Here is a 24,055-nt window from a genome sequence, read left to right as displayed (position 1 = left end):
CGCGGATTAGAGCAACAGGTAGTCGACCGGCTCCAGGGCCGGCGGCAGGTTGGCGTCGCCCAGGGCCTGGCGCAGGTCGATCTCGATGCCTCGGCAGATGGCGTCCAGCGGCAGGTCGTTGGCCTCGGTACCGAAGGGCTCCTCGATCTCGTCGCCCAGGGCGTCCAGGCCGAAGAAGGTGTAGGCCACGATGGCGACGACCAAGGGCGTCACCAGCCCCAGCGTGTCGACGAGGCCGAAGGGCAGCAGGAAGCAGTAGAGATAGGCCGTGCGGTGCAGCAGCAAGGTGTAGGAGAAAGGCAGCGGCGTGTTCTTGATGCGCTCGCAGCTGGCTGCAGCGGCCGTCATGGCAGACAGCGTCGAATCGATCTGCACGGCGCGCTGGCTGTCGAGCAGGCCGTCGCGGCGGCACCGGGCCAGGTCGGCGCCCTGGCTCATCATCAGGGCGGCGGGCCGATTGCGTGCGCTGCCCAGGGCCTGGCGTTCGGCCGGAAGCAGCAGGCCATCCAGCCCGTCATCGGGTTGGTCGCGCAGCAGGCCTTTCAAGGTGACGCTGAAGGCCACGGCGCGCAGCAGCAGGCGCACGCGCGCATCGCCCAGGTCGCGCGAGTCGGCCAGCGGCGCGGGCCAATCGACGAGGTGCAGCACCTGGCGCGCCAGATTGCGCGAGCGCAGCAGCAATTCGCCCCAGAGCTTGCGCGCCTCCCAGTAGCGGTCATAGCAGGCGCCGTTGCGAAAGCCCAGGAAGATGGCCAGGGGCAGGCCCATCAGCGTGAAAGGGATGGTGGAGACGAGGACGGCGCGGTGGTCGACCAAGGCGCGATGGGTGGCCGTCACGACGATGGCCAGCAGCACATTGGCCAGCAGGGTGCCGCGGATGCGCGCCAGGATGGAGCCACGCAGCACGAAGAAGAGCTTCAGGCCCGAGGGCCGCTCGCGAAGAATCATGCCGGCATTGTCGCCAGCGCATGCTGCACCGCGGCCAGCACCGCCTGCGGCGCTTCGACCTGCGGGTAGTGGCCCACGCGCGGCAGCTCGACAATGCTGGCCGGGATTTGAAGCTCGCGCAGCCTTGCGATCATGTGGGCGCCCGAGATGGGATCGGCACTGCCGTTGATGACGGTCAGCGGCACGGGGCAGCGCTGCAGGGCGCCGACCCAGCGCTCGCGGTTCTCGCGGCGCTCGACCATGTAGCGGATGAGCCCGGGCAGCGCCAGGCGCCCATCGTCGCGGCTCATCAATTGCCACATGGCGTCCAGCTCGGCGGCCGTCGGCTTCACGTCGCCGGCAATCGCCGTCAGATTCGCACCCAGTTTGGCGCGACTGGACAGGCGGGCGATCAGCGGGCCCAGCGGCGACAGCAGCAGCTTTTGCAGCAGCACCGGCCGGTGCGTCTCCGGGAAGAGCCCCCCATTGAGCAGGATGACGCTGCGCAGCTTGACCGGCAGGCGACCAGCCATGGCACGGGCGATCAGCTCCTGGGCGACGGTGTCGCCAAGGTCATGGGCCAGGATGGCGCACTCGCCGACGCCGGCCTCGGCCAGGGCCGCAAGAAACAGATCGGCCTGCTCCGCCACCGTGTAGCGATGCCCACGCGGCTTGGCCGAGAAGCCCAGGCCCAGCATGTCGGCGGCGACGAGGCGATGCGTCTGGGCCAGGTCGGGCCAGAGCTTGCACCAGTCCCAGCTCGCGGTCGGGAAGCCGTGGATGAGCAGCAGGGCCGGCGCGCGGGCCGGACCGTCGGTGCGCAGGAAGACGCGCTGGCCCTTGAACTGGAAGTAGCGCCCCTGCTCCCGCCAGGTCTCGATGTCGGGCGTCACGCGTCGTGCCCGGGGTTCTGGCGTGCCAGGCGGCGCAGCAGGCCGGGCCAGGCCAGCTCGGCACCCGAGCCACGCATGACCTTGTCGCTCTGGGCGCGGATGCCGGCCAGGATCTGCTGCGGAATGCGGATCAGCTCGCCACCGCCGGCCTGGGCCGCGATCTGGATCTCGCAGGCGCGCTGCAGCATGAACATTTTGAGGAAGGTGTCGGCGGCGCTGTGGCCCAGGGTCAGCAGGCCATGGTTGCGCAGCATCATCAGCGAGGTCCTGCCAAGGTCGCGCACCAGGCGGGACTTCTCGTCGGGGTTGAGCGCCACGCCTTCGTAGTCGTGATAGCTCAGGCTCGCCAACGGGAAGAGGCTGTGCTGGGAGATGGGCAACAGGCCTTCGCGCTGGGTGCTGACGGCGACGCCGGCCACCGTGTGCAGATGCATGACGAAGAGGGCATCGTCGCGCGCCTCGTGCACGGCGCTGTGGATGATGAAGCCGGCCGGGTTGACGTTGTAGTCGCTGGGCACGACCTTCTCGCCGGCGGGGTCCACCTTGACGAGGCTGCTGGCGCTGATCTCCTCGAACATCATCCCGTAGGGGTTGATGAGGAAGTGATGCTCCGGCCCCGGCACGCGGGCCGAGATGTGGGTGAAGATCAGGTCGTCCCAGCCCTGCAGGGCGGCCAGCCGGTAGAGGGCGGCGAGATCGCAGCGGACGGCCCATTCATCGGCGCTGATGTGCTCGGGCTTGGCCATGGTGTCTCCTCACAAAAAGGGTCGAGCCAGCATAGCGCCGACAATCGGGGCGCTTCTGTCACCTGCGTTCCCATGCTGATTGCCGATCTCCGCCAGCGCCTGCGCGCCCTCGGCGCCAACCCCGCCCACGAAAGCCGCGTGCTGCGCCATTGGGTGCAGGCCCTGCCCATCGAGGGTGGCAAGCGGCCGCTGCAAGGCTGGCTGCCCAAGGCCGTCTACGAGGCCCTGCCCGGGCTGATGGCTGAGCTGGAGGGGCTGGTTACGCTGCGCAGCGAGCACGCCGGCAGCGACGGCCAGTCGGCCCGGCTGCTGCTGGGGCTGAACGACGGCCAGACGGTCGAGACCGTGCTGCTGCCGCGCGAAGGCGTCTGCGTGTCCAGCCAGGTCGGCTGCGCGGTGGGCTGCCGGTTCTGCATGACGGGCACCGAAGGCCTGATCCGCCAGGTCGGCAGCGCCGAGATCGTGGCCCAGGTCGTCATCGCGCGGAAGAAGCAGCCCAGGCTGCGCAAGGTCGTCTTCATGGGCATGGGCGAGCCCTCGCACAACCTCGCCAATGTGCTGGACGCCATCACCCTGTTGGGCCGCGAGGGCGGCTTCGCCCACAAGCAGCTGGTGTTCTCCACCGTCGGCGACGAGCGCGCCTTCGAAGCGCTGAACACCGCGGAGGTGAAGCCGGCCCTGGCCCTGTCCCTGCACACGACGGATGCTGCCAAGCGTGCCGAGCTGCTGCCGCGTGCGCCACGTCTTTCGCCCGAGGATCTGGTCGAGGCCGCCGACGCCTATGGCCGGTCCAGCGGCTACCCCATCCAGTACCAATGGACGCTGCTGGAGGGCGTCAACGATGGCGCCGAGGAACTGGACGGCATCGTGCGCCTGCTCAAGGGCCGCTATGGCCTGCTGAACATGATCCCCTTCAACAGCGCCCCCGGCCTGCCCTTCACGCGGCCGAGCTGGGAACGCGCCAAGGCCATCGCGGCCGAGCTGAGCAGCCGCGGCGTGCTGACCAAGCTGCGTGACTCCGCCGGCCAGGATGTCGACGGCGGCTGCGGCCAGCTGCGAGCCCGCGAAGCCGTCGGTCGCCCCGCTCGCGTGGTAAGGATTCACGCCTGATTCGAGGGTATCCGGCAAGCCGGATACATGCGGTTCCACCCGCAGAATCGCGGCGCCGCAGCCAAGCTGCGACGAGAAGAGCCACCTCGGAGACCCCATGACCCAGCCCCAGACGCTCGCCGCGCGCGTGCGCCTCGCCACCCTGATCGCCGGCACGGCCCTGTGCCTGCAGGCCTCGGCGGCCACCACGGCCACCAAGTTCGAAACGACGACCCAGCTGGGCGGCAGCACCCTGCTGCTCAACGGCAAGGGCACCCGCGTGCGTCTGGTGTTCAAGGCCTATGACATGGGCATGTACACGACCCGGCATGTCGGCAGCGCCGCCGAGCTGCTGGCCCTGCCCGGCCCCAAGCGTCTGCAGTTCACGGCCCTGCGCGAACTGCCCGGCACCGACCTGGGCCGCCTCTTCCTGCGCGGCATCAGCGACAACACGCCCAGCCAGCAGATGACCCGCCACACGCTGGCCACGACCCGGCTCATCGAGGTCTTCTCCGGCAAGGCCAAGCTGATGCCCGGCGACACCTTCACGATGGACTTCGTGCCTGGCAAGGGCACCCAGTTCTACATCCAGGGCCAGCCCCAGGGCGAGCCCATCGGCGACGACGAGTTCTTCGTCATGGTGCTGAAGATCTGGTTCGGCGAGTCGCCGGCCGACAGCAATCTGCGCGACGCGCTGCTGGACGGCGGCAAGAACTGAAGCACGGGGCTTGACCCTGGACCGGCTCCAGGGTTTCAAATGCCGGGCATGCCCCGACCGTCGCAGGGCCCCAGACATAATTCCTCCATGACACGGCTCGTCGCCCTGCTGCTCGCCTTGCTGCTGCCGCTCCAGTTCGCCTGGGGCGTGGCCGCGGCCTACTGCGGGCACGAGACCGGCGCGCAGACGTCCCAGCATGTCGGCCACCACGCCCACGAGCACCAGGCGGACGAGGCGGCCAAGAAGCCCGCCACCGCCAAGCTCGCCGTCGACAGCGACTGCTCGGCCTGTCATGCCACCTGCTCGGTCATGCCCCCCGCGGTCGCGCCCGGCCTGCAAGGCCTGGCCCTGGGCGACCGCCCTGACCTGCCCACCTCCGACGCCCAGGCGTCCGCGCCCGCCCGGGCGCCCGACCGCCCTCAGTGGCTGCGTCTCGCCTAGCCGGCGAGACGACAGGAGGAGCTCCCACCCCAGCCCGTCTCGCCGAATCCCTGGTTTCAACCTGATGAGATTCGATGCGAAGACATCTTCTTCGGCCGCTCGGCCTGGCGGCCGCATGGCTCTGCCCATTTCTTTCCGTCCACGCCCAGCAGGCCGCGGACCTCACCCTTGACCAGGCGCTGGACCTGGCGACATCACGAAGCTTCGTGGTGTCGGCCGCGCGGCGCGAACTGGAAGCCCAGGACGGCACCGTCCGGCAGGCCGGCGCCCGGCGCAACCCCGAGTTGGCCGCGGGCGTCGAGGACACGCGCAGCGCGACGCGCACCACGACCACCACGCTGAACATCCCGCTCGAGCTCGGTGGCAAGCGCGCCGCGCGCGTCAACGCCGCCCAGCGCTCGCGCGACCTCGCCCAGGTCGAGCTGGCCCATGCCCAGGCCCAGGTGCGCTCGTCGGCCATCGCTGCCTGGTTCGCGGTGCTTGCCGCGCAGGAACGCACCAAGCTGGCGGCCGACTCGGCCGAACTCGCCACGAGCGGCGCTCAGGCTGTGTCCAAGCGGGTCGCTGCCGGCCAGGTTTCGCCGGTGGACGCCACGCGCGCCCAGGTCGACCAGGCCAATGCGCGGCTGGAAGCTGTCGAAGCGCAAGCCGAGTTGACGACGGCCCGCCATGCGCTGGCGGCGTTGTGGGGCGACACCCAGCCTCGCTTCGACAGCGTGGCGGGAGACGTCAACGCCATCCCCGAGCGAGCGCCCCTGGACGAGCTGATGGGCCGGCTGGAGGAGGCGCCGGCCCTGCTGGCAGCACGCACCGAGGTCGACCGGCGCAAGGCCCTGGTGGACGTCGAGCGCAGCAAAGCGGTGCCCGATGTGACGCTGAGCGTCGGCGCCAAGCGTGACAACGAGAGGGGCCGCACCCAGGCCATCGTCGGCCTGTCCATCCCGCTGCCCCTGTTCGACCGCAACCAGGGCGCTGTGCACGAAGCCAGCAAGCGAGCCGACAAGGCGGAAGACGAGTATCAGGCGGCACGCCTGCGCGTCCGGGACGAGCTGCAAACGGCGGCCATCCGACTCTCCATCGCCCGCACCTCGCTGCAGACCCTGCAGTCGACCGTGCTGCCCGCGGCTCAACAGGCCTATGACTCTTCCCGCCAGGGTTTCGAGGCCGGCAAGTTCGGCTTCCTCGACGTCATCGACGCGCAGCGTGCCCTGCTGCAAGCACGAGCGCGCTATCTGAGCGCGCTCAACAACGCTCACCAGGCCGCCACGGCCATCGACCGCTTGCTCGGTCGCTAAGGAACAAGCCCATGGAAATCACGAAGAAACAGCGCGTCGCGATGGCCGTCATCGTCCTCGTCGGCCTGCTGGCCGGCGGCGGACTGCTGCTGAGTGGCCGGCACGCAGCCGGAGACGGCCACGACCATGAAGCCAACAAGCCCATGGCTGAACACGACGAAGGCCTCGTCAAGCTCAATGCCGAGCAGATCGCCAAGGCCGGCATCGCCGTGCAGGTCGCAGGGCCTGCCCCACTGCAGACCGCGACCGAATTCAGCGGCGAGATCCGCTTCAACGAGGACCGCACCGCCCACGTCGTGCCGCGCCTGGCCGGCGTGGCCGAACAGGTCGTCGCCAATCTCGGCGAGACCGTGCGCAAGGGCCAGCTGCTGGCCGTCATCGCCAGCCAAGCCCTGTCCGAGCAGCGCAGCGAGCTGCTGACCGCCCAGGAGCGCCGCGATGCCGCCCGCATCACCTACGAGCGCGAGAGAAAACTCTGGCAGGACAGGATTTCCGCCGAGCAGGACTATCTGCGGGCCCAATCGGCGCTGCGCGAGGCCGACATCGCCGTGCGCAACGCCACCCAGAAGCTCGCCGCCGTCGGCGCGACCGGCTCTTCGGCCAGCCTCAGCCGCTTCGAGCTGCGCGCGCCCTTCGACGGCACGGTGGTGGAGAAGCACCTGGCCCTGGGCGAAGCGGTCAAGGAAGACGCCAGCATCTTCACCGTTTCCGATCTGCGCACGGTCTGGGCCGAGTTCAACGTCGCGCCCAAGGACCTCGCCACGGTCCGCGTCGGCCAGCGCGTCTCGGTCTCGTCGACGGCCTTCGAGAGCAAGGTGGCGGGTCGCATCTCCTACGTCGGCGCGCTGCTGGGCGAACAGACCCGCAGCGCCCGCGCGCGGGTGACTTTGACCAACCCGGATGGCGCCTGGCGCCCCGGCCTCTTCGTCACCGTCTCGGTGTTCGGCGAGAACCAGGAGCTGCCGCTGACCGTTCCCGCCGAGGCCCTGCACCAGGCCATGGTCTTCAGGGCCGTCCCCGGCGGCTTCGAGGCAACGCCGGTCAAGGTCGGACGTTCAGACGGCCATGTGGTCGAGGTGCTGAGCGGGCTTCACGCCGGCGATCAGGTCGCGGTGAAAAACAGCTTCGTCCTCAAGTCCGAGCTCGGCAAGGCCAGCGCCGGTCACGAGCATTGAGAAGGGGGGAAGCATGTTTGAACGTCTCATCCGCTTCTGCATCGCCCAGCGCTGGGGGGTCATGCTGGCCGTGCTGGCCATGGCCGGCCTTGGCGCCTACAGCTACACCAGGCTGCCCATCGACGCCGTCGTCGACATCTCCAATGTCCAGGTCGTCGTCAACAGCGCGGCTCCCGGCTATTCGCCGCTGGAGACGGAGCAGCGCGTCACCTACCCCATCGAGACCGTCATGGCCGGCCTGCCGGGGCTGGAGCAGACGCGCTCGCTGTCGCGCTATGGCCTGTCCCAGGTCACCGTCATCTTCAGGGAGGGCACCGACATCCATTTCGCGCGCCAGCTCGTCAACCAGCGCCTGCAGGAGGCGCGCGAGCGACTGCCGGCCGGCGTGATGCCGAGCATGGGCCCCATCTCCACCGGCCTCGGCGAGATCTATCTGTGGACCGTCGAAGCCGCGAAGGACGCGAAGAAGGCCGACGGCACGGCCTACACGCCCACCGACCTGCGCGAGATCCAGGACTGGGTCGTCAAGCCGCAGCTGCGCCATGTGCCCGGCGTCACCGAGATCAACGCCATCGGCGGCTTTGCCAAGCAGTACGTCGTGGCGCCCAACCTCGAACGCCTCGGCGCCTTCGGGCTGAGCCTGGCCGACGTCGTCAACGCGCTGGAGAAGAACAACGCCAACCTCGGCGCCGGCTACATCGAGAGGCGCGGCGAGCAATACCTGGTGCGTGCGCCGGGCCAGCTCCGGTCCGTCGAGGACATCGCCGACGTCATCATCGGCACGGCCCAAGGCCAGCCCATCCGCGTTCGCGACGTGGCGACCGTGGAGCTGGGTCGCGAGCTGCGCACCGGGGCCGCCACCGAAAACGGTGAGGAGGTCGTGCTGGGAACGGTCTTCATGCTGACGGGCGAGAACAGCCGCGCCGTCTCGCGCGCCGTCGACCGGCAGATGGAGGCCATCAACAAGACGCTGCCCGCCGGCGTCAAGGCCGTCACCGTCTACGACCGCACGACGCTGGTCGACAGAGCCATCCGCACCGTGCAGAAGAACCTGGTCGAAGGCGCCCTGCTCGTCATCGCCGTGCTGTTCGCCTTCCTAGGCAACGTCCGCGCGGCGCTGATCACGGCCCTGGTCATCCCGCTGTCCATGCTGTTCACCTTCACGGGCATGGTCCGTTATGGCATCAGTGCCAACCTGATGAGCCTGGGCGCGCTGGACTTCGGCATCATCGTCGACGGGGCCGTGGTCATCATCGAGAACGCGGTGAGGCGCCTCGCCCATCTTCAGGCCCTGCACGGCCGAGCGCTGACGCGCGCCGAGCGCTTCCAAGAGGTGTTCGCAGCCGCCAAGGAGGCGCGCCGGCCGCTGCTGTTCGGCCAGCTCATCATCATGGTGGTCTATCTGCCCATGCTGGCCCTCACCGGCGTGGAGGGCAAGATGTTCCATCCCATGGCCTACACGGTGCTGCTGGCCCTGCTGGGCGCCATGCTGCTGTCGGTGACCTTCGTCCCCGCCGCCGTGGCCCTCTTCATCGGCGAGCGCGTGACGGAGAAGGAAAACCGCCTGATGGCCTGGGCCAGGCGCGTCTACGAGCGGGCGCTGAAGGCGACGCTGGGCAACGCGCCCGTCGTGATGACCTTCGCGGCCGTCATGGTGGCCCTGTCCGTCGTCGTGGCGACCAGGCTGGGCAGCGAATTCGTGCCCAAGCTCAACGAGGGCGACTTCGCCATCCAGGCCCTGCGCATTCCCGGCACCAGCCTGACGCAGTCGGTGGCGATGCAGAAGCAGCTCGAGGCAGCGCTGAAGAGCAAGTTTCCCGAGATCGAGCGCATCTTCGCCCGCACCGGCACGGACGAGATCGCGGCCGACCCGATGCCGCCCAATATCAGCGACGGCTACATCATGCTCAAACCGATGGACCAGTGGCCCGAGCCGCGCAAGACGCGCGACCAGCTTCTGGCGGCCATCCGCGAGGAAGCCGCCAAGCTGCCGGGCAGCAACTACGAGTTCTCCCAGCCCATCCAGCTGCGCTTCAACGAGCTGATCAGCGGCGTGCGCTCGGACGTGGCCGTCAAGGTCTTCGGCGACGACAACGATGTGCTCAATGAGACGGCCAACAAGATGGCCGCGACGCTGCAGAAGGTGGCGGGCGCCACCGAGGTCAAGGTCGAGCAGACGACGGGCCTGTCCATGCTGTCGGTCAACATCGACCGGGCCAAGGCCGCGCGCTACGGCCTGAACATGACCGAAGTGCAGGAGGCGGTGGCAACGGCCGTCGGCGGTCGTGAGGCCGGCACCTTCTTCCAGGGCGACCGGCGCTTCGACATCCTCGTGCGCCTGCCCGACGAGGTGCGCCAGGACGTCGAGGCCCTCAAGCGCCTGCCCATCCCTTTGCCGAAGAGCGGCGGCGAAGGTCGAGCGGCGTACATCCCGCTGGGCGAGCTGGCGACGTTTGACGTCGCGCCGGGTCCGAACCAGGTCTCGCGCGAGAACGGCAAGCGCCGCGTGGTGGTGAGTGCCAATGTGACCGGCCGCGACCTCGGCTCCTTCGTGGCCGATGCGCAGGTGGCGATTGCCAGCGTACCGATCCCGACGGGCTACTGGACGGCCTGGGGCGGCAGCTTCGAGCAATTGCAGTCGGCATCACAGCGCCTGCAGCTCGTCGTGCCGCTGGCGCTGGGCCTGGTGTTCGCGCTGCTCTTCACCATGTTCGGCAATGTCAGGGACGGGCTGCTGGTGTTCACGGGCATCCCCTTTGCGCTCACCGGCGGCGTGCTGGCCCTGTGGCTGCGGGGCATCCCGCTGTCGATCTCGGCGGCGGTCGGCTTCATTGCGCTGTCCGGCGTCGCGGTGCTCAACGGCCTGGTCATGCTGTCCTTCATCCGCGGCCTGCGCGAGGAAGGCAAGAGCTTGGATGACGCCCTCTGGGAAGGCGCGCTGACCCGACTGCGGCCGGTGCTGATGACGGCCCTGGTCGCGTCCCTCGGCTTCGTGCCCATGGCCATCGCGACGGGCACGGGCGCCGAGGTGCAACGACCACTGGCCACCGTCGTCATCGGCGGCATCCTGTCGTCGACGGCGCTGACCCTGCTGGTGCTGCCCCTGCTCTATCGCTGGGCTCACCGCGAGCGCGGCGCTGACCGGGACAGTCAACCATCAGATCTGATCGCCGAGGGGTTGCTATAGTGAAATTTCCCTGCTTACCGTCGTCAGAAAGCGCCTTTCCATGTCCGATGCCGCCACGCCCGTTCGCAAGCTCCTGATCGTCGACGACAGCCGGGTCTCGCGCATGATGATCCGGACGTTCTTCGCCAAACGCCAGCCGGGCTGGACGCTTCTCGAAGCGCAGAACGGCGACGAGGCGATCGCGCAGGTCAGCGCCGAGCGGCCGGATTTCGTCACCCTCGACGTCAACATGCCGGGCATCAGCGGCTTCGAGGCGGCCGAGAAGATCCTGGCGCTGAACGACCGCACGCGGATCTGCATGCTGACCGCCAACATCCAGGAGAGCAGCCGCGAACTCGCGCGGCAGTTGCATGTGCAGTTCGTCAGCAAGCCCGTCACCGATGGCTCGCTGGAGCAGGTGAACCAGATCTTCCTGGCCTGAGGCCGCCACATGGACAGCATGACCGACATCGAGCGCGACGCGCTGGTCGAGATCTTCAATGTCGGCGTGGGGGCGGCGGCGGACGTGCTGAGCCAGATGGTGCGCGAGTCGGTGCTGCTGTCGGTACCACGCATCCATTTCTGCTCGCCGGCCGACGCCGGCGGCCACATCACCGGCGGCCCGGCGCAGCCGCTGTGTGCCGTGCGCCAGACCTACAGCGGCGAGGTCAGCACCGAAGCCATCCTGATGTTCCCGGAGCGCAACAGCCTGGAGCTGGTGCGCATGATGGTGGGCGACGAGATGGGCCTGGAGCACCTGACCGAGATGGAGCAGGAGGCCATGGCCGAGATCGGCAATGTGATCCTGAACGCGGTCGTGGCCAGGCTGGGCGAGATGCTGAGCCTGGAGTTCGACGGCTCCCTGCCCGCCGTGGACGTGGTGTCGAGCGACCGCCTCTTCGGCGCGCAGGCCCAGGCCGAGGGTCACGACAGCTCGGTGCTGGTGCTGCAGATCGACTTCGAACTGAGCTCGCGTTGCATCCACGGCTATCTGGCCTTCCTGCTCGACTTGAGCTCGACGCACGGGCTGCGGCTGCGGCTGGCTGAATTCCTGCAAGGGCTGTCCTGATGCCGGACACGACGCGCGCAGCCTGGCCGGCCGGCCTGGCTGACCGCCTGCAACTCGGGCTGCTGCTGCTGGACGGCGAGGACCGCATCGAAGCGCTCAACCTGTGGCTGTGCCAGCGCGCGCAGCGGAGCGCGTCCGAGCTGATCGGCCAGACCCTGGCCGAAGCCTTCCCGGCAATGCTGGCCGGGCGCCTGCCGGCGGCCGTGCAGGCCGCCCGCAGCCAGGGCATGGCTGCCATGCTGTCCAGTTCGCTGAACCCGACCTCGCTGCCGCTGTTCGCCGACGCCGCGGCGGCCGCACGCGGCGAGCGCCTGCAGCAGCTGATCCGGGTGGCACCACTGGGCACCAAGGGCGAGCGCAGGACGCTGGTCGAGATCACCGACGTGTCAGCGGCGGTGGCCAAGGAGCGCGCGTTGAAGCGCGAGCAGCAGGCGCTGGGCACGCAGCGGCAGCGCCTGCACAACGTGCTGGAAGCCACCGGCGCGGGCGCCTGGGAATGGGATCTGCGCACCGACCAGCTGGAGCTAAACGAGCGCTGGGCCGAGATGCTGGGCTACCAGCTCGCAGAGCTCGGCGAGCTGCGGGTCGACCTGTGGCGCCGCCTGGTGCACCCCGATGACGTGGGTCCGAGCGAGGCCGCCAGCCTGCGGGTGATCCAGGGCGAGCGGGAACAGTTCGACCAGGAATTCCGCATGCGCCACAAGGACGGCAGCTGGGTCTGGATTCACAGCCGCGCCCGCGTCGTGGGGCGGGACGAAGCCGGCGTGGCCCTGAGCCTGGCCGGCACCCACCTGGACGTGACCCGCCGCAAGACGGCCGAGGCCGCGCGGCACGCTGCTGAGCAGCGCTTTCGCCACCTGATGGGCAACATTCCGGTCGGTGTGATCGTGCGCAAGCCCGACGGCGAGCTGATCTTCGCCAACCAGACGGCCTGTGCCCAGCTGGGCGTGACCACGGATCAGATCGTCAGCGCCGAACGCATGGACCGCGTGCTGCGTTGCCACCTTCCGGACGGCTCGCTGCTGCCCTCCAGCGCCTTCCCGCGCGAGGAGGTGCTGCGCACCGGCGCGCCGCTGCGCAACTTGCTGTTCTCCATCCAGCATGGCGATTCGCAGGCACCGATCTGGCTGAACTGCGACGCCTTCCCGATCTTCGACACCGAGGGCCACATCTCCGAGGTCGCGATGGGCCTGACCGATGTCAGCGCGCTCAAGCGCAGCGAGGAGCGCGTGCGCCAGTTGGCCTTCATCGACACCCTCACAGGCCTGCCCAACCGGCGCCTGCTGATCGAGCTGCTGGACAAGGCGGTGCTGCGCAGCCATCGCCACCAGCAGTTCGGCGCCCTGATGTTCCTGGACCTGAACCACTTCAAGTTCGTCAACGACAACTACGGCCATGCCGTGGGTGACCAGCTGCTGGTCGAGGCAGCCCGGCGCCTGCGCGTGGCCCTGCGCGACACCGACACGGTGGCCCGGCTGGGCGGCGACGAATTCGTCGTCAGCCTGGAGGAGCTCGGCGGCACGGCCGAGGAGGCCGAAGCCGCCGTGCAGGCAGTGGCCGGCAAGTTGCGCCAGGGCCTCGGCGACGACTATGTGTTCGGGGCCATCCGCCACCGTGGCAGCGCCAGTATCGGCTGGACGCTCTACCTGGGCGCGGGCCGCGACACCGATGCGCTGCTGCGCGACGCCGACGCCGCCATGTACGCCGCGAAGCGCGCCGACCGCGCGGCCCGCGGCCGCAACCAGCCGGCCTGAGCGGTAGCCCCGCCTGCAACACCCAGGGGCCCTACATCCCCCGGTATGCGTCGGCGTCCAGGCCCAGTCGGCGGATGCGGTCGTGCAGGGTCTTGCGCGCCAGGCCCAGGCGTTCGCCGGCCTTGGCGATATTGCCGCCGCTCTCCTGCAGGGCCTGCACGATCCATTGCCGCTCGACAGCCGCCAGGGCTTCGTCCAGCGGCGCCTCGGGCAGGGCCGCGGGTCCGCTGAAAACGGGCACAGCGACGGGCGCTGCATCGCCGACCAGGCCCAGCACCCAACGCTCGGCAAAGTTGCGCAGCTCGCGCACATTGCCGGGCCAGTCGCGCGCTGCCCAGGCAGCCAGCTGGGCGGCGGTCCAGGCGGGCACGGGACGCTGCAGGCGCTCGGCGGCCTGGGCACAGAAGTGGCTCAGCAGCAGCGGGATGTCCTCGCGGCGCTGGCGCAGCGGCGGCAGCACCAGGCTGGCCACGTCCAGGCGGTAGAACAGGTCCTCGCGGAAACGCCCTTCCCTGGCCAGGGCCAGCAGGTCGACCTTGGTCGCCGCGACGACGCGGCAGGCCAGCGGCACGGCCGTGTTGGCACCCAGGCGCTCGACGCTGCGCTCCTGCAGCACGCGCAGCATCTTGACCTGCAGGGCCAGAGGCATGGACTCGATCTCGTCGAGGAAGACCGTGCCGTCGGCGGCGAACTCCAGCTTGCCGATGCGGCGCTTGTTGGCGCCCGTGTAGGCCCCGGCCTCGGCGCCGAAAATCTCCGACTCGAAGACGCTCTCCGGCAGCGCGCCGCAGTTGATGGCGACGAAGGCCCCGCGCGCGCCGCTGGCGGCATGCAGGGCGCGCGCGACGACTTCCTTGCCGGCGCCGGTCTCGCCGTGGATGAGCACATCCACACGCGCCGGGCCCAGCGTATGGATCAGCGTGCGCAACTGCTCCATGGCCGGGCTGGCGCCGAGCAGGCCATCGGCCGGGCCGCCACCCAGCTGTGCCTTCAGCCGGCGGTTCTCCAGCACCAGGCGGCGCTGGGCCAGGGCGCGGCGCACGACCTCGACGAGATGTTCGGCCGAGAAGGGTTTCTCGATGAAGTCCCAGGCGCCGTCGCGCATGGCTTCCACGGCCATGCCGATGTCGCCGTGGCCGGTGACGAGGACGACGGGCAGCTCGGGGTCCAGCTCCTTCAGCGCGTGCAGCAGCTGCAGGCCGCTGTCGCCGGGCAGCTGCACATCGCAGACGACGACGCCGGCAAAGCCGGGCTTGAGCCAGGCCCGGGCAGCCTCGGCAGAGTCGACGCCGTGAGTCAACAGGCCGGCCAGGCGCAGGCTCTGGGTCGTCGCCAGGCGCACATGCTCGTCGTCCTCGACGAGCAGCACATCGGTGGAATCAGTCGGGCCCATACCGGGATTGTGTGATGGGCAGCCGCAGCGTGAACCGGGCGCCGCCTTCGGCACGGTTGGCGCCCTGCAGCGAGCCACCCAGCGCGTTGGCGATGGACGCCGAGATGGACAGGCCCAGGCCCAGCCCGTCGCCGCGGCGCTTGGTGGTGAAGAAGGGTTCGAAGAGACGGGCGAGCACCTCATCGCTCAAGCCGGGGCCGTCGTCCGTCACGCGCAGCAGCGCCTGATCGCCCTCGACCTCGGCCTGCAGCGTGACAGTGCCACCGCCCTTCTCGGCGCTGGCGTCGATGCCGTTGCGCAGCAGGTTGACCAGCACCTGTTCGATGCGCACCTGCTGGCCCAGCACAGCCAGGCCCTCGGGCAGCGGCGGGCAGTCCAGCGTCACGCGCTGCCGGCGCGCCTCGGCGCTGACCAGGGCCACCGCAGCCTGGAAGGCCGTGGCCACCGACACCGGTTGCACGCGCAGCTCGTCGCGCCGCGCAAAGCCCTTGAGCTGGGCCACGATGGCGGCGATGCGCTGGGTGAGCGCGTCGATGGCCTCCAGATTGCCTTCGGCGTCGGCCTGCATGCCGCGCTCCAGGAAGACGCGGGCGTTGTCGTTCAGCGCCCGCAGCGCGGCCAGGGGCTGGTTGATCTCGTGGGTGATGCTGGCCGCCATCTGACCCAGCACGGCGAGCTTGCCGGCCTGCACCAGCTCGTCCTGGGTCGCGCGCAGCGTCTGCTCGGTGCGGTGCAGTTCGTCGACGCGGGCCTGCAGCTCCTGGGTGCGTTCGGCGATGCGGGTCTCCAGGCTGTCGTAGGCCGCCCTCAGCTCGCCCTGGGCGGCCAGGCGCTCGCGGGCGCGGCGGCGGCGCAGTTGCAGATAGGCCAGCAGCAGCAGCAGCGATACCCAGGCCAGCGCCGCGGCCCAGGCGCGGCCGGCGGCGATCTGCTCGGCGCCGCGGATCTCGGTGAAGGACAGCAGCCGCCAGCCACGGCCTTCCACAGGCTGCTCGGTGACGAGGGCGCGCAGCCTGCCGACTCGCTCGACGCGCAACTCGCTCGACAGGCGCGAAGCTTCGCGAGCCAGTGGTGTCAGCGGCAGGTCGCCGTATTGCTGCGTGTCATGCAGCTCGGCGCGTTCGGCCGGCGACAGCGGTTGCAGCGTGCGGTACTTCCACTCCGGCCGGCTGGCGAGGAAGACGACGCCACGCGCATCCGCCAGCATCAGATCGCCGGCACTGCGAGCCCAGTTGGCCTCCATCTCGTCCAGCGAGACCTTGAGCACGACGACCCCCGCGGCCGGACCGTTCAGGCGGTGGGCGATGAAATAGCCCGGCGTTCCCGTCGTCGAGCCGCGCGCATAGAAATGCCCGCCGCCGCGGGCCATCGCGTCGCGAAAATAAGGCCGGTAGGCATAGTTCTGGCCGACAAAGGTCTGGGTGCCGCGCCAGTTGCTGGCGGCCAGCGTCAGGCCCTGGGCATCGATCAGGAAGATGGCGGCAGCCGACGCGTCCTGCGCGACGCCTTCCAGCAGTGCGTTGACCTCGGCAGTGCGCGCCTTCGAGGTCGGCTCGGCCAGCAGGGCCGACAGGGCCGGGTGCCGGGCCAGCACCTGCGGCAGGGCCTCGTATTTGTCCAGCGTGCTGGTCAGCTCGTGGGCGACGAAACGCAGATGGCGCTGGGCGTCGTCGCGGGTCTGGGCCAGGGCCAGGTCCAGCGACAGCCGCCAGGCCGCGTAGCCGACGGCGGCGCCGCCCAGAACGACAAGCGCCAGCAGCGCCAGGCTGCGCCGCAGGCGACGGGCTGAGGCTTCAGTGACTGGCGGCTTCCGCATCGATCCGGGAATGCCGGCGCGTGTCACGCATCAACAGATAGACGAACAGCGAGCAGGCGATCACCGCGGTAGCGTACCAATAGAAGCCGCTCTCCATGCCCTGCTGCTTGAACCACAGCGCCACGTATTCGGCACTGCCGCCGAAGACCGAGACCGCGATCGCATAAGGTACGCCGACACCGGTGGCGCGGATGGAGGCCGGGAAGAGTTCGGCCTTCACGACGGCATTGATGGAGGTGTAGCCGCTGACGATGAGCCAGGCGCAGGCGATCAGGCCGAAGGCTTCCCAGGGACCCTGGGCATGACGGATGGCGCTCAGCAGCGGCACCGTGAACAGCGTGCCCAGCACGGCAAAGCCCAGCAGCAGCGGCTTGCGGCCGATGCGGTCGGACAGCGCGCCGTAGACGGGCTGCAGCATCGCCGCGAACACCAGGCTGGCGGCGGAGACGGCCGTCGTCTGCGCGTCCGTGAGGCCGACCGACAGCTTCAGGAACTTCTGCATATAGGTCGTGTAGACATAGAAGGCCAGCGTGCCGCCCATGGTCAGGCCGATGACGATCAGGCATTCGCGCGGATGCTGCATCAGCAGCTTGAAGCCGCCCATGCGGTCCTGGCCCTGCTTGTTGCGCTGCGCCTCGAAGGCCTGGGTCTCCGGCAGGTCGGAGCGCATGACCAGGGCGACGACGGCGAGGAAGGCGCCGAAGATGAAGGGGATGCGCCAGCCCCAGGCCTTCAATTCGGCAGGGTTGAGCAGGAAGTTCTGCAGCACCAGCAGCACGACCAGGGCCGTCAGCTGGCCGCCGATCAGCGTCACGTACTGGAAGCTGGAATAGAAGCCGCGGTGCTTGGACGTGGCCATCTCGGACAGATAGGTGGCGCTGGAGCCGTACTCGCCGCCCAGGCTGAGGCCTTGCAGCAGGCGGGCGATCAGCAGGATGGCGGGCGCCCAGACACCGGCGGAGGCATAGGTGGGCGCGCAGGCGATCAGCAACGAGCCGCCGCACATCAGCAGCACCGAGGCCATCAGGGCCTTGCGACGACCGTGACGGTCACCGAGATAGCCGAACAGCAGGCCGCCGATGGGCCGCACGAAGAAGCCTAAAGCGAAGATGGCCGCGGTGGACATGGACTGGGCCACCGGGTCCGACGAGGGGAAGAAGGACGCCGAGAAGTAGAGCGAGAAGGCAGCGTAGCAGTAGAAGTCGTACCACTCGACGAGGTTGCCGATGGAGCCGACGAAGATGGCCTTCAGTCGTTTGAGCTCGATGCGGTCCGGCGCCACCGCGGGCTGCGCCGAGGACACCGGAGGAAAGATCGCGGACATGCTGTCTCCTGTGGGTTGTGTGCCCCAGGATGAGCAGCTTGTGTGCCAGGCCTGTGCACCCTCCCGCCCCAGGGGAAGGCGCGTTGCACCGGCTCGGCCACCGGCGGATTTGCGCCGTCGAGGCGGATCAGGCGGCCGCCAGCGGCGGATATCCGCCGTCATGCCGAGCGGCTGGTAGGCCGCTCGTCCTTCGTCAGGCGTCAGACAGGCACGCAGGGCCTGTCCTCGGTCCGAGCTCAGAACTTCAGGTCAATGCTCGCCATGTCGAAGCGGCTGCCCTCGCCGTCGGGCTTCACGCTGACGACGCGAAAGCTCTTGGCCGTGCCGACGCGGTACTCCAGCGCGCCGGCCTTGGGCGCGCTTTCCTCGCAGCTGAGCTTGTCCGAATCCTTGGGCGGCTTGATGCGGTTGGCCGGCTCGCGGCAGTCCAGCACCTCGCCGTAGCGGCCCAGGGCCTTCACGTAGAAGGCCGCGACGCGCTCGGGAGCGGCGGCACTGCGGAACTTCAGCGCGTGGATCTTCAGGCCGAAGCCGCCGGCCCAGGCACCGAAGCTCACGCCTGACTTGTCGTCGGCGCTTTCCTTGTAGGGCACGGCGCCGGCGTAGACGGGCAGGCCGACGTCGGCCGCCTCGGTGCGGGCATTGCCCTGAATGCCCATGCTGAATTCCTTGCCGTCGCCGGCCAGGGCGCTTGACGCGGCCAGCACGAGGGCGAGTCCGGCGAGGATGCGGCGCTGGTTCATCGAGATCTCCTGAGCGTTGTTGTCGAATGCGCTCAGGTTAGGCGCCGCCCCCGCGGGCCGCGACCGCCCCGCGACGGGCTGCACGGCGGCGGGGACAGGCCGCAGGGCCGACCGACGGACGCGTCAGCGCCTGGACTTGACCCAGTCCATGACCAGCTCGCGCAGCACCGGCAGGGGCACCTGGCCGGCCGTCAGCACGACGCGGTGGAAGCCCTTGACGTCGAACCTGTCACCCAGGGCGGCGGCGGCCTCGGCGCGCAGCTTGGTGATCTCCAGCTGGCCGATCTTGTAGCCCAGGGCCTGGCCGGGCCAGACGATGTAGCGCTCGACCTCGGAGACGACGTCGCTCTCGGCCATGGACGAGTTGTCCAGCATGTATTTGATGGCCCGCTCACGCGTCCAGCCCTTGGCATGCAGACCGGTGTCCACCACCAGGCGCATGGCGCGCAGCTGCTCGTCGGACAGACGGCCATACCACTGGTAGGGGTCGGTGAAGAGGCCCAGCTCCTTGCCCAGGCTCTCGGCATACAGCGCCCAGCCCTCGACATAGGCCGTGTAGTTGCTGCCGTAGCGGCGGAACTTGGGCAGGGTCTGGTCTTCCTGGGCGATGGAGATCTGGAAGTGATGGCCCGGCGAGGCCTCGTGCAGGGACAGGGTCTCCATGCCGAAGATGGGCTGGGCCTTCAGGTTGAAGGTGTTGACGTAGAAGACGCCCGGGCGCGAGCCGTCGCTGGACGGGCTCTGGTAGGACCCGCCCGCGGCGCTCTCGGCGCGGAAGGCCTCGACCTCGCGGACCTCGTAGTCGGCCTTGGGCTGGATGTCGAAAAGCTTGGGCGTCAGGCCGTTGATCTTCTTCTGCAGGTCGCGGTAGCCGGCGAGCAGGTCCTCGGGCTTGCTGAAGTAGAACTTGGGGTCGTCCTGAAGGTACTTGAAAAAGGCCGGCAGGTCGCCCTGGAAGCCGACCTGCTTGCGCACGCCCTCCATCTCGCCCAGGATGCGCGCGACCTCCTTCAGGCCGATGGCGTGGATCTGGTCAGGCGACAGCTTCAGCGTCGTCGACTGCTGCACGCGGTAGGCATACCAGGCCTTGCCGTCGGGCAGGGCCGACCAGGCCGTCGTCTTGCGCGCCTTGGGCGTGTACTCGTCGCGCACGAAGGCCAGCAGGCGGCCGTAGGCGGGCAGCACCTGGGTCGACAGCAGCTTGCGCATGTCGGCGGTGATGCGTTCGCGGTCGGCGGCCGGCACGGCCTCGGGGAAATTCTTGATCGGGCCCCAGAACAGGCTCTTCTCCGGGTCATCCACCGCAAACGCCTGCAGCTGCGGCAGCACCTTTTCCATGACGGCCTTGGGCTGGGTCACGCCGGCTTTCAAGCCGTCGCGCATGTTCGCGATATTGCCGTCGAACAGCGGCACGGCCAGGGCCAGGCGCTTGAGCCAGTCGTCGTAGTCCTTGGTGGTCTTGAAGGGCTGGATGGACTGGCCCGTGCCCATCTGGGCCAGGAAGCTGGGCATGCCGCCGATCTGGCTGATGGGCTGCATCCAGTCGGGGAAGCGCTCGCCGGCCAGGCTCTGCTCGAGGTCGAGCTTGAGCATGCTGAAGGAGACGCGGTCCTTGGGGTCGAGCTGATCCTTGATGAAGCCGCCGAGCTCCTTCAGCGTCTGCTGGAGCTCGCGCTTGGCCTGGGCCCGATAGGCGGCCGTCGTCGTGTCGACGAGGCGGTCGTTGTAGCGTGGATCGCCGAGCGACGTGGCCAGGATGGGCTGGCGCTGCAGGGTCAGTTCCCACTGGGCGTCCAGCCACTGGTGGAAGCGTTGGCTCTCGGTCGAGGCGGCAAAGGCAGGCAGGCTGAGGGCGAGGCTGGTGGCCAGCAGGCTCAGGGCGTGACGACGGCGCATGGAATCTCCGGTTGAAGAGTCGCGATGCTAGCGAGGCCCCTGCTGACAGCCCAAAGGACATGGCTTGCCTACAATTTGCCCGAGCCCCGCCCTTGCGGGGCTGTTGTCGTTTGTAGAGCCCCATGACGCTGCCCTCGCTGCCCGCCATTGCGCCGGGCAAGAAGTTCACCCACTCCCGCCCCCTCGGCTCGGCCGACGCCCTGCTGCTCGCCCGCTTCGTGCAGCAGCAGCGCGACGCCGGCCGCCTGGCCGCCATCTTCACGGCCGAGCCCGGCGACACCCAGCGCCTGGAAGATGAGCTGAAGTTCTTCGCCCCCGAGCTCAAGGTCGCCGTCTTCCCCGACTGGGAAACCCTGCCCTACGACAGCTTCAGCCCCCACCAGGACCTGATCTCCGAGCGCTTGGCCACGCTGTGGGAACTGCTGCAAAGCAAAAAGACGAAGAGCATCGACGTGGTGCTGATGCCGGCATCCACGGCGCTGGCCCGCCTGGCGCCGCCCAGCTTCCTGGCCGGCACCACTTTCAACTTCAAGCAGAAGCAGCGCCTGGATGAAAACTCCTTGCGCTCGCAACTGACCCTGGCCGGCTACACCAACGTCAGCCAGGTCGTGCAGCCCGGCGAATACGCCGTGCGCGGCGGCCTCATCGACCTCTTCCCCATGGGCTCGGCCGTGCCCTACCGCGTCGACCTGTTCGGCGACGAGGTCGACTCCATCCGCACCTTCGACCCCGACAGCCAGCGCAGCCTCTACCCCGTGCCCGAGGTGCGCCTGCTGCCCGGCCGCGAGTTCCCGATGGACGAGGTGGCGCGCAAGGCCTTTCGCAACCGCTGGCGCGAGAAGATGGAAGGCGACCCGAGCAAGTCGCGCATCTACCGCGACATCGGCGACGGCATCGCCTCGGGCGGCATCGAGTACTACCTGCCGGTCTTCTTCGAGCAGACGGCCACCGTCTTCGACTACCTCGGCGGCGAAGCGGGCCTGGCCCTGCACGGCGAGGTCGACGAGGCCATCCAGCGCTTCTGGACCGACACCAAGGAGCGGCACCGCTTCCTGCAGCACGACCCCGAGCGGCCGCTGCTGCCACCCCAGGAAATCTTCCTGACGGCCGAGGACTTCTTCGGCCTGACCAAGCCGCATGCCGTGCTGTCGGTGCGCGGCAATGAACCGGTGGACTTCGCCCGCCCCCTGCCCGACGTCAGCGTCGAGCGCGGCACCCAAGAACCGATGGCGCGGCTGGAAGCCCATATCAAGGCCACGCCCCACCGCGTGCTGCTGCTGGCCGAAAGCGAAGGACGCCGCGAGAGCCTGCTGGAGCAGTTGCGCGACCACAAGATCGACCCGCCCTCGGTGGCCAGCCTCGCCGAGTTCTGGGAAGGCGGCGAGAAATACGCCATCACCGCCGCGCCGCTGGCCGCGGGCTTCTTCTGGGTCGACGCCGAGCGCCCGGTCCAGCTCATCACCGAGACCGAGCTGTTCGCGACGACGCCCACCACGCGCCGCCGCCGCAAGCAGGAGCAGGTCAGCGACGTCAATGCGCTGATCAAGGACCTGTCCGAACTGAAGGTCGGCGACCCGGTCGTGCACATCAACCATGGCATCGGGCGCTACCAGGGCCTCGTCAACATCGACCTCGGCGACGGCGAAAAAAGCGAGTTCCTGCACCTGGAATACGCCGACAAGGCCACCCTCTATGTGCCGGTGGCGCAACTGCACCTGATCGGCCGCTACACCGGCGTGTCGCCCGAGGAAGCGCCGCTGCACAAACTGGGCTCGGGCCAGTGGGAAAAGGCCAAGCGCAAGGCCGCCGAGCAGGTGCGGGACACAGCCGCCGAGCTGCTCAACCTCTACGCCCGCCGCGCCGCTCGCGAAGGACATGCTTTCCGCTACTCGGGTCATGACTACGAGGCCTTCGCCGCGAGCTTCGGCTTCGAGGAGACGCCCGACCAGCGCGCCGCCATCCACGCCGTCATCCAGGACATGATTTCGCCGAAACCCATGGACCGCCTGGTCTGCGGCGACGTGGGTTTCGGCAAGACCGAGGTGGCGCTGCGCGCGGCCTTCGTCGCCGTCATGGGCGGCAAGCAGGTCGCCATCCTGGCACCGACCACGCTGCTGGCCGAGCAGCATTACCAGAACATCTCCGACCGCTTCGGCGCCTGGCCCATCAAGGTCGCGGAGATGAGCCGCTTCCGCTCGGCCAAGGAGATCAAGGCGGCGATGGAGGGCATTGCCGACGGCACGCTGGACATCGTCGTCGGCACGCACAAGCTGCTGTCCGCCGAGGTCAAGTTCAACCGCCTGGGCCTCCTGGTCATCGACGAGGAGCATCGCTTCGGCGTGCGCCACAAGGAGGCCATGAAGGCCATTAGGGCCGAGGTCGACGTGCTGACGCTGACGGCCACGCCCATCCCGCGGACGCTGGGCATGGCGCTGGAAGGCCTGCGCGATCTCTCCGTCATCGCCACCGCGCCGCAGCGCCGCCTGGCCATCAAGACCTTTGTCCGCGCCGAGAGCAGCGGCACCATCCGCGAGGCCGTGCTGCGCGAACTGAAGCGCGGCGGCCAGGTCTACTTCCTGCACAACGAGGTCGAGACCATCGAGAACCGGCGCCAGAAGCTGGAGGAACTCGTCCCCGAGGCGCGCATCGTCATCGCCCACGGCCAGATGCCCGAGCGCGAACTGGAGCGGGTCATGCGCGAGTTCGTCGCCGGCAAGCACAACCTGCTGCTGTGCTCCACCATCATCGAGACCGGCATCGACGTGCCGAGCGCCAACACCATCATCATTGCCCGCGCCGACAAGTTCGGTCTGGCCCAGCTGCACCAGCTGCGCGGCCGCGTCGGCCGCAGCCATCACCAGGCCTATGCCTACCTGATGGTGCCCGACATGCAGGGCCTGACCAAGCAGGCCACCCAGCGCCTGGACGCCATCCAGGCCATGGAGGAGCTGGGCTCGGGCTTCTACCTCGCCATGCACGACCTGGAGATCCGCGGCGCCGGCGAGGTGCTGGGCGACAACCAGAGCGGCAACATGATGGAAGTCGGTTTCCAGCTCTACAACGACATGCTGAGCGAGGCCGTGCGCGCGCTGAAGGCCGGGCGTGAACCCGATCTGCTGTCGCCGTTTGCGGCCACCACCGAGATCAACCTGCACGCCCCGGCCCTGCTGCCCGACGCCTATTGCGGCGACGTGCAGGTGCGGCTGTCCCTCTACAAGCGCCTGGCCACGGCCGAGAAGAACGAGCAGATCGACTCGATGCTGGAAGAGATCACCGACCGCTTCGGCAAGCTGCCCAACCAGGGCCAGACCCTTTTCGACCTGCATCGCCTGCGCGTGCTGGCCAAGCCCTATGGCGTCAGCAAGATCGATGCGTCGCCGGCCCTCATCAACATCAACTTTCGCAAGGACCCGCCCATCGACCCGATGCGCGTCATCGAGCTGGTGCAGAAGAACCGCAACATCAAGCTGGTGGGCAACGAGAAGCTGCGGGTCGAGAAGGCGCTCAGCAGCCCGCAGGACCGCGCCCAGGCCGTGCGCGAGGTGCTGAGGCTGCTGGGCCAGCCCATCAAGGCAAGCTAGGAAACCGGGCACACCGGGATAATGCGGGC

The 24,055-nt window shown here is 68.9% G+C and carries 18 protein-coding genes; 10 read left to right on the top strand and 8 right to left on the bottom strand.

Features of this window, described 5'->3' with window-relative positions; genetic code table 11:
- Nucleotides 1-6: 6 nt before the first annotated feature.
- Genes AC3WOE_RS00670 through AC3WOE_RS00660 form a run of 3 tightly spaced genes read right to left on the bottom strand, consistent with a single transcriptional unit; the run spans nucleotide 7 to nucleotide 2,566 of the window.
- Nucleotides 7-948, bottom strand: a complete 942-nt coding sequence (locus AC3WOE_RS00670) for a bestrophin family protein (RefSeq protein WP_492687572.1) — start codon at nucleotides 946-948, stop codon at nucleotides 7-9.
- Entirely contained in the window at nucleotides 945-1,820 is an 876-nt protein-coding gene (locus tag AC3WOE_RS00665; protein ID WP_492687571.1) for an alpha/beta fold hydrolase, read from the bottom strand. The genes AC3WOE_RS00670 and AC3WOE_RS00665 overlap by 4 nt, the downstream gene beginning before the upstream one ends.
- On the bottom strand, nucleotides 1,817-2,566 hold the full coding sequence (locus AC3WOE_RS00660) for a class II aldolase/adducin family protein (RefSeq protein ID WP_492687570.1): 750 nt from the start codon (nucleotides 2,564-2,566) through the stop codon (nucleotides 1,817-1,819). The genes AC3WOE_RS00665 and AC3WOE_RS00660 overlap by 4 nt, the downstream gene beginning before the upstream one ends.
- 72 nt (nucleotides 2,567-2,638) lie before the next feature.
- On the opposite strand from AC3WOE_RS00660, the gene AC3WOE_RS00655 reads away from it, so the two are divergent.
- The 9 genes from AC3WOE_RS00655 to AC3WOE_RS00615 all read left to right on the top strand — a co-directional run bounded on the left by AC3WOE_RS00655 (nucleotide 2,639) and on the right by AC3WOE_RS00615 (nucleotide 13,273).
- Nucleotides 2,639-3,676 (top strand): RNA methyltransferase, encoded by a 1,038-nt coding sequence (locus AC3WOE_RS00655; protein WP_492687569.1) that lies wholly within the window; start codon nucleotides 2,639-2,641, stop codon nucleotides 3,674-3,676.
- A 97-nt stretch (nucleotides 3,677-3,773) separates the two neighbouring features.
- Nucleotides 3,774-4,373 carry a chalcone isomerase family protein gene (locus AC3WOE_RS00650; RefSeq protein ID WP_492687568.1) on the top strand — a complete coding sequence of 200 codons (600 nt, stop codon included), beginning with the start codon at nucleotides 3,774-3,776 and terminating at the stop codon, nucleotides 4,371-4,373.
- A gap of 87 nt (nucleotides 4,374-4,460) precedes the next feature.
- Nucleotides 4,461-4,814: a cation efflux protein, CzcI family gene (gene czcI / locus AC3WOE_RS00645; protein ID WP_492687567.1), complete on the top strand. Its 354-nt coding sequence runs from the start codon at nucleotides 4,461-4,463 to the stop codon at nucleotides 4,812-4,814.
- 74 nt (nucleotides 4,815-4,888) lie between these two features.
- Nucleotides 4,889-6,109, top strand: a complete 1,221-nt coding sequence (locus tag AC3WOE_RS00640; protein WP_492687566.1) for a TolC family protein — start codon at nucleotides 4,889-4,891, stop codon at nucleotides 6,107-6,109.
- 11 nt (nucleotides 6,110-6,120) lie between these two features.
- Nucleotides 6,121-7,284: an efflux RND transporter periplasmic adaptor subunit gene (locus tag AC3WOE_RS00635; protein WP_492687565.1), complete on the top strand. Its 1,164-nt coding sequence runs from the start codon at nucleotides 6,121-6,123 to the stop codon at nucleotides 7,282-7,284.
- A gap of 13 nt (nucleotides 7,285-7,297) precedes the next feature.
- Entirely contained in the window at nucleotides 7,298-10,471 is a 3,174-nt protein-coding gene (locus AC3WOE_RS00630) for a CusA/CzcA family heavy metal efflux RND transporter (RefSeq protein WP_492687564.1), read from the top strand.
- A 40-nt stretch (nucleotides 10,472-10,511) separates the two neighbouring features.
- Nucleotides 10,512-10,892: a response regulator transcription factor gene (locus tag AC3WOE_RS00625; protein WP_492687563.1), complete on the top strand. Its 381-nt coding sequence runs from the start codon at nucleotides 10,512-10,514 to the stop codon at nucleotides 10,890-10,892.
- Between the two features lie 9 nt (nucleotides 10,893-10,901).
- Nucleotides 10,902-11,519 (top strand): chemotaxis protein CheX, encoded by a 618-nt coding sequence (locus AC3WOE_RS00620; RefSeq protein ID WP_492687562.1) that lies wholly within the window; start codon nucleotides 10,902-10,904, stop codon nucleotides 11,517-11,519.
- Complete coding sequence (locus tag AC3WOE_RS00615) at nucleotides 11,519-13,273, top strand: sensor domain-containing protein (RefSeq protein WP_492687561.1); 1,755 nt, start codon at nucleotides 11,519-11,521, stop codon at nucleotides 13,271-13,273. The genes AC3WOE_RS00620 and AC3WOE_RS00615 overlap by 1 nt, the downstream gene beginning before the upstream one ends.
- A 31-nt stretch (nucleotides 13,274-13,304) precedes the next feature.
- On the opposite strand, the gene AC3WOE_RS00610 is transcribed toward AC3WOE_RS00615, so the two are convergent.
- The 5 genes from AC3WOE_RS00610 to AC3WOE_RS00590 all read right to left on the bottom strand — a co-directional run bounded on the left by AC3WOE_RS00610 (nucleotide 13,305) and on the right by AC3WOE_RS00590 (nucleotide 20,445).
- The gene (locus AC3WOE_RS00610; protein WP_492687560.1) at nucleotides 13,305-14,666 is read right to left on the bottom strand and encodes a sigma-54-dependent transcriptional regulator; all 1,362 of its coding nucleotides are present in this window, start codon (nucleotides 14,664-14,666) and stop codon (nucleotides 13,305-13,307) included.
- A complete protein-coding gene (locus AC3WOE_RS00605; RefSeq protein ID WP_492687559.1) occupies nucleotides 14,653-16,482 on the bottom strand; it encodes an ATP-binding protein in 1,830 nt (609 codons plus the stop codon). The genes AC3WOE_RS00610 and AC3WOE_RS00605 overlap by 14 nt, the downstream gene beginning before the upstream one ends.
- Complete coding sequence (locus AC3WOE_RS00600; protein WP_492687558.1) at nucleotides 16,460-17,806, bottom strand: MFS transporter; 1,347 nt, start codon at nucleotides 17,804-17,806, stop codon at nucleotides 16,460-16,462. The genes AC3WOE_RS00605 and AC3WOE_RS00600 overlap by 23 nt, the downstream gene beginning before the upstream one ends.
- Nucleotides 17,807-18,042: 236 nt before the next feature.
- On the bottom strand, nucleotides 18,043-18,549 hold the full coding sequence (locus AC3WOE_RS00595; protein ID WP_492687557.1) for a hypothetical protein: 507 nt from the start codon (nucleotides 18,547-18,549) through the stop codon (nucleotides 18,043-18,045).
- A 123-nt stretch (nucleotides 18,550-18,672) separates the two neighbouring features.
- Nucleotides 18,673-20,445: a DUF885 domain-containing protein gene (locus AC3WOE_RS00590; RefSeq protein WP_492687556.1), complete on the bottom strand. Its 1,773-nt coding sequence runs from the start codon at nucleotides 20,443-20,445 to the stop codon at nucleotides 18,673-18,675.
- Nucleotides 20,446-20,567: 122 nt separating this feature from the next.
- Between AC3WOE_RS00590 and mfd the strand changes: the two genes are divergently transcribed.
- A complete protein-coding gene (gene mfd / locus AC3WOE_RS00585) occupies nucleotides 20,568-24,026 on the top strand; it encodes a transcription-repair coupling factor (RefSeq protein ID WP_492687555.1) in 3,459 nt (1,152 codons plus the stop codon).
- The last annotated feature ends 29 nt before the right edge of the window (nucleotides 24,027-24,055 follow it).

Source organism: Roseateles sp. FW305-36 (assembly GCF_058787015.1).
Note: the sequence above shows the minus strand (reverse complement) of the source record. Positions and strands in the feature narration are given on the sequence as shown.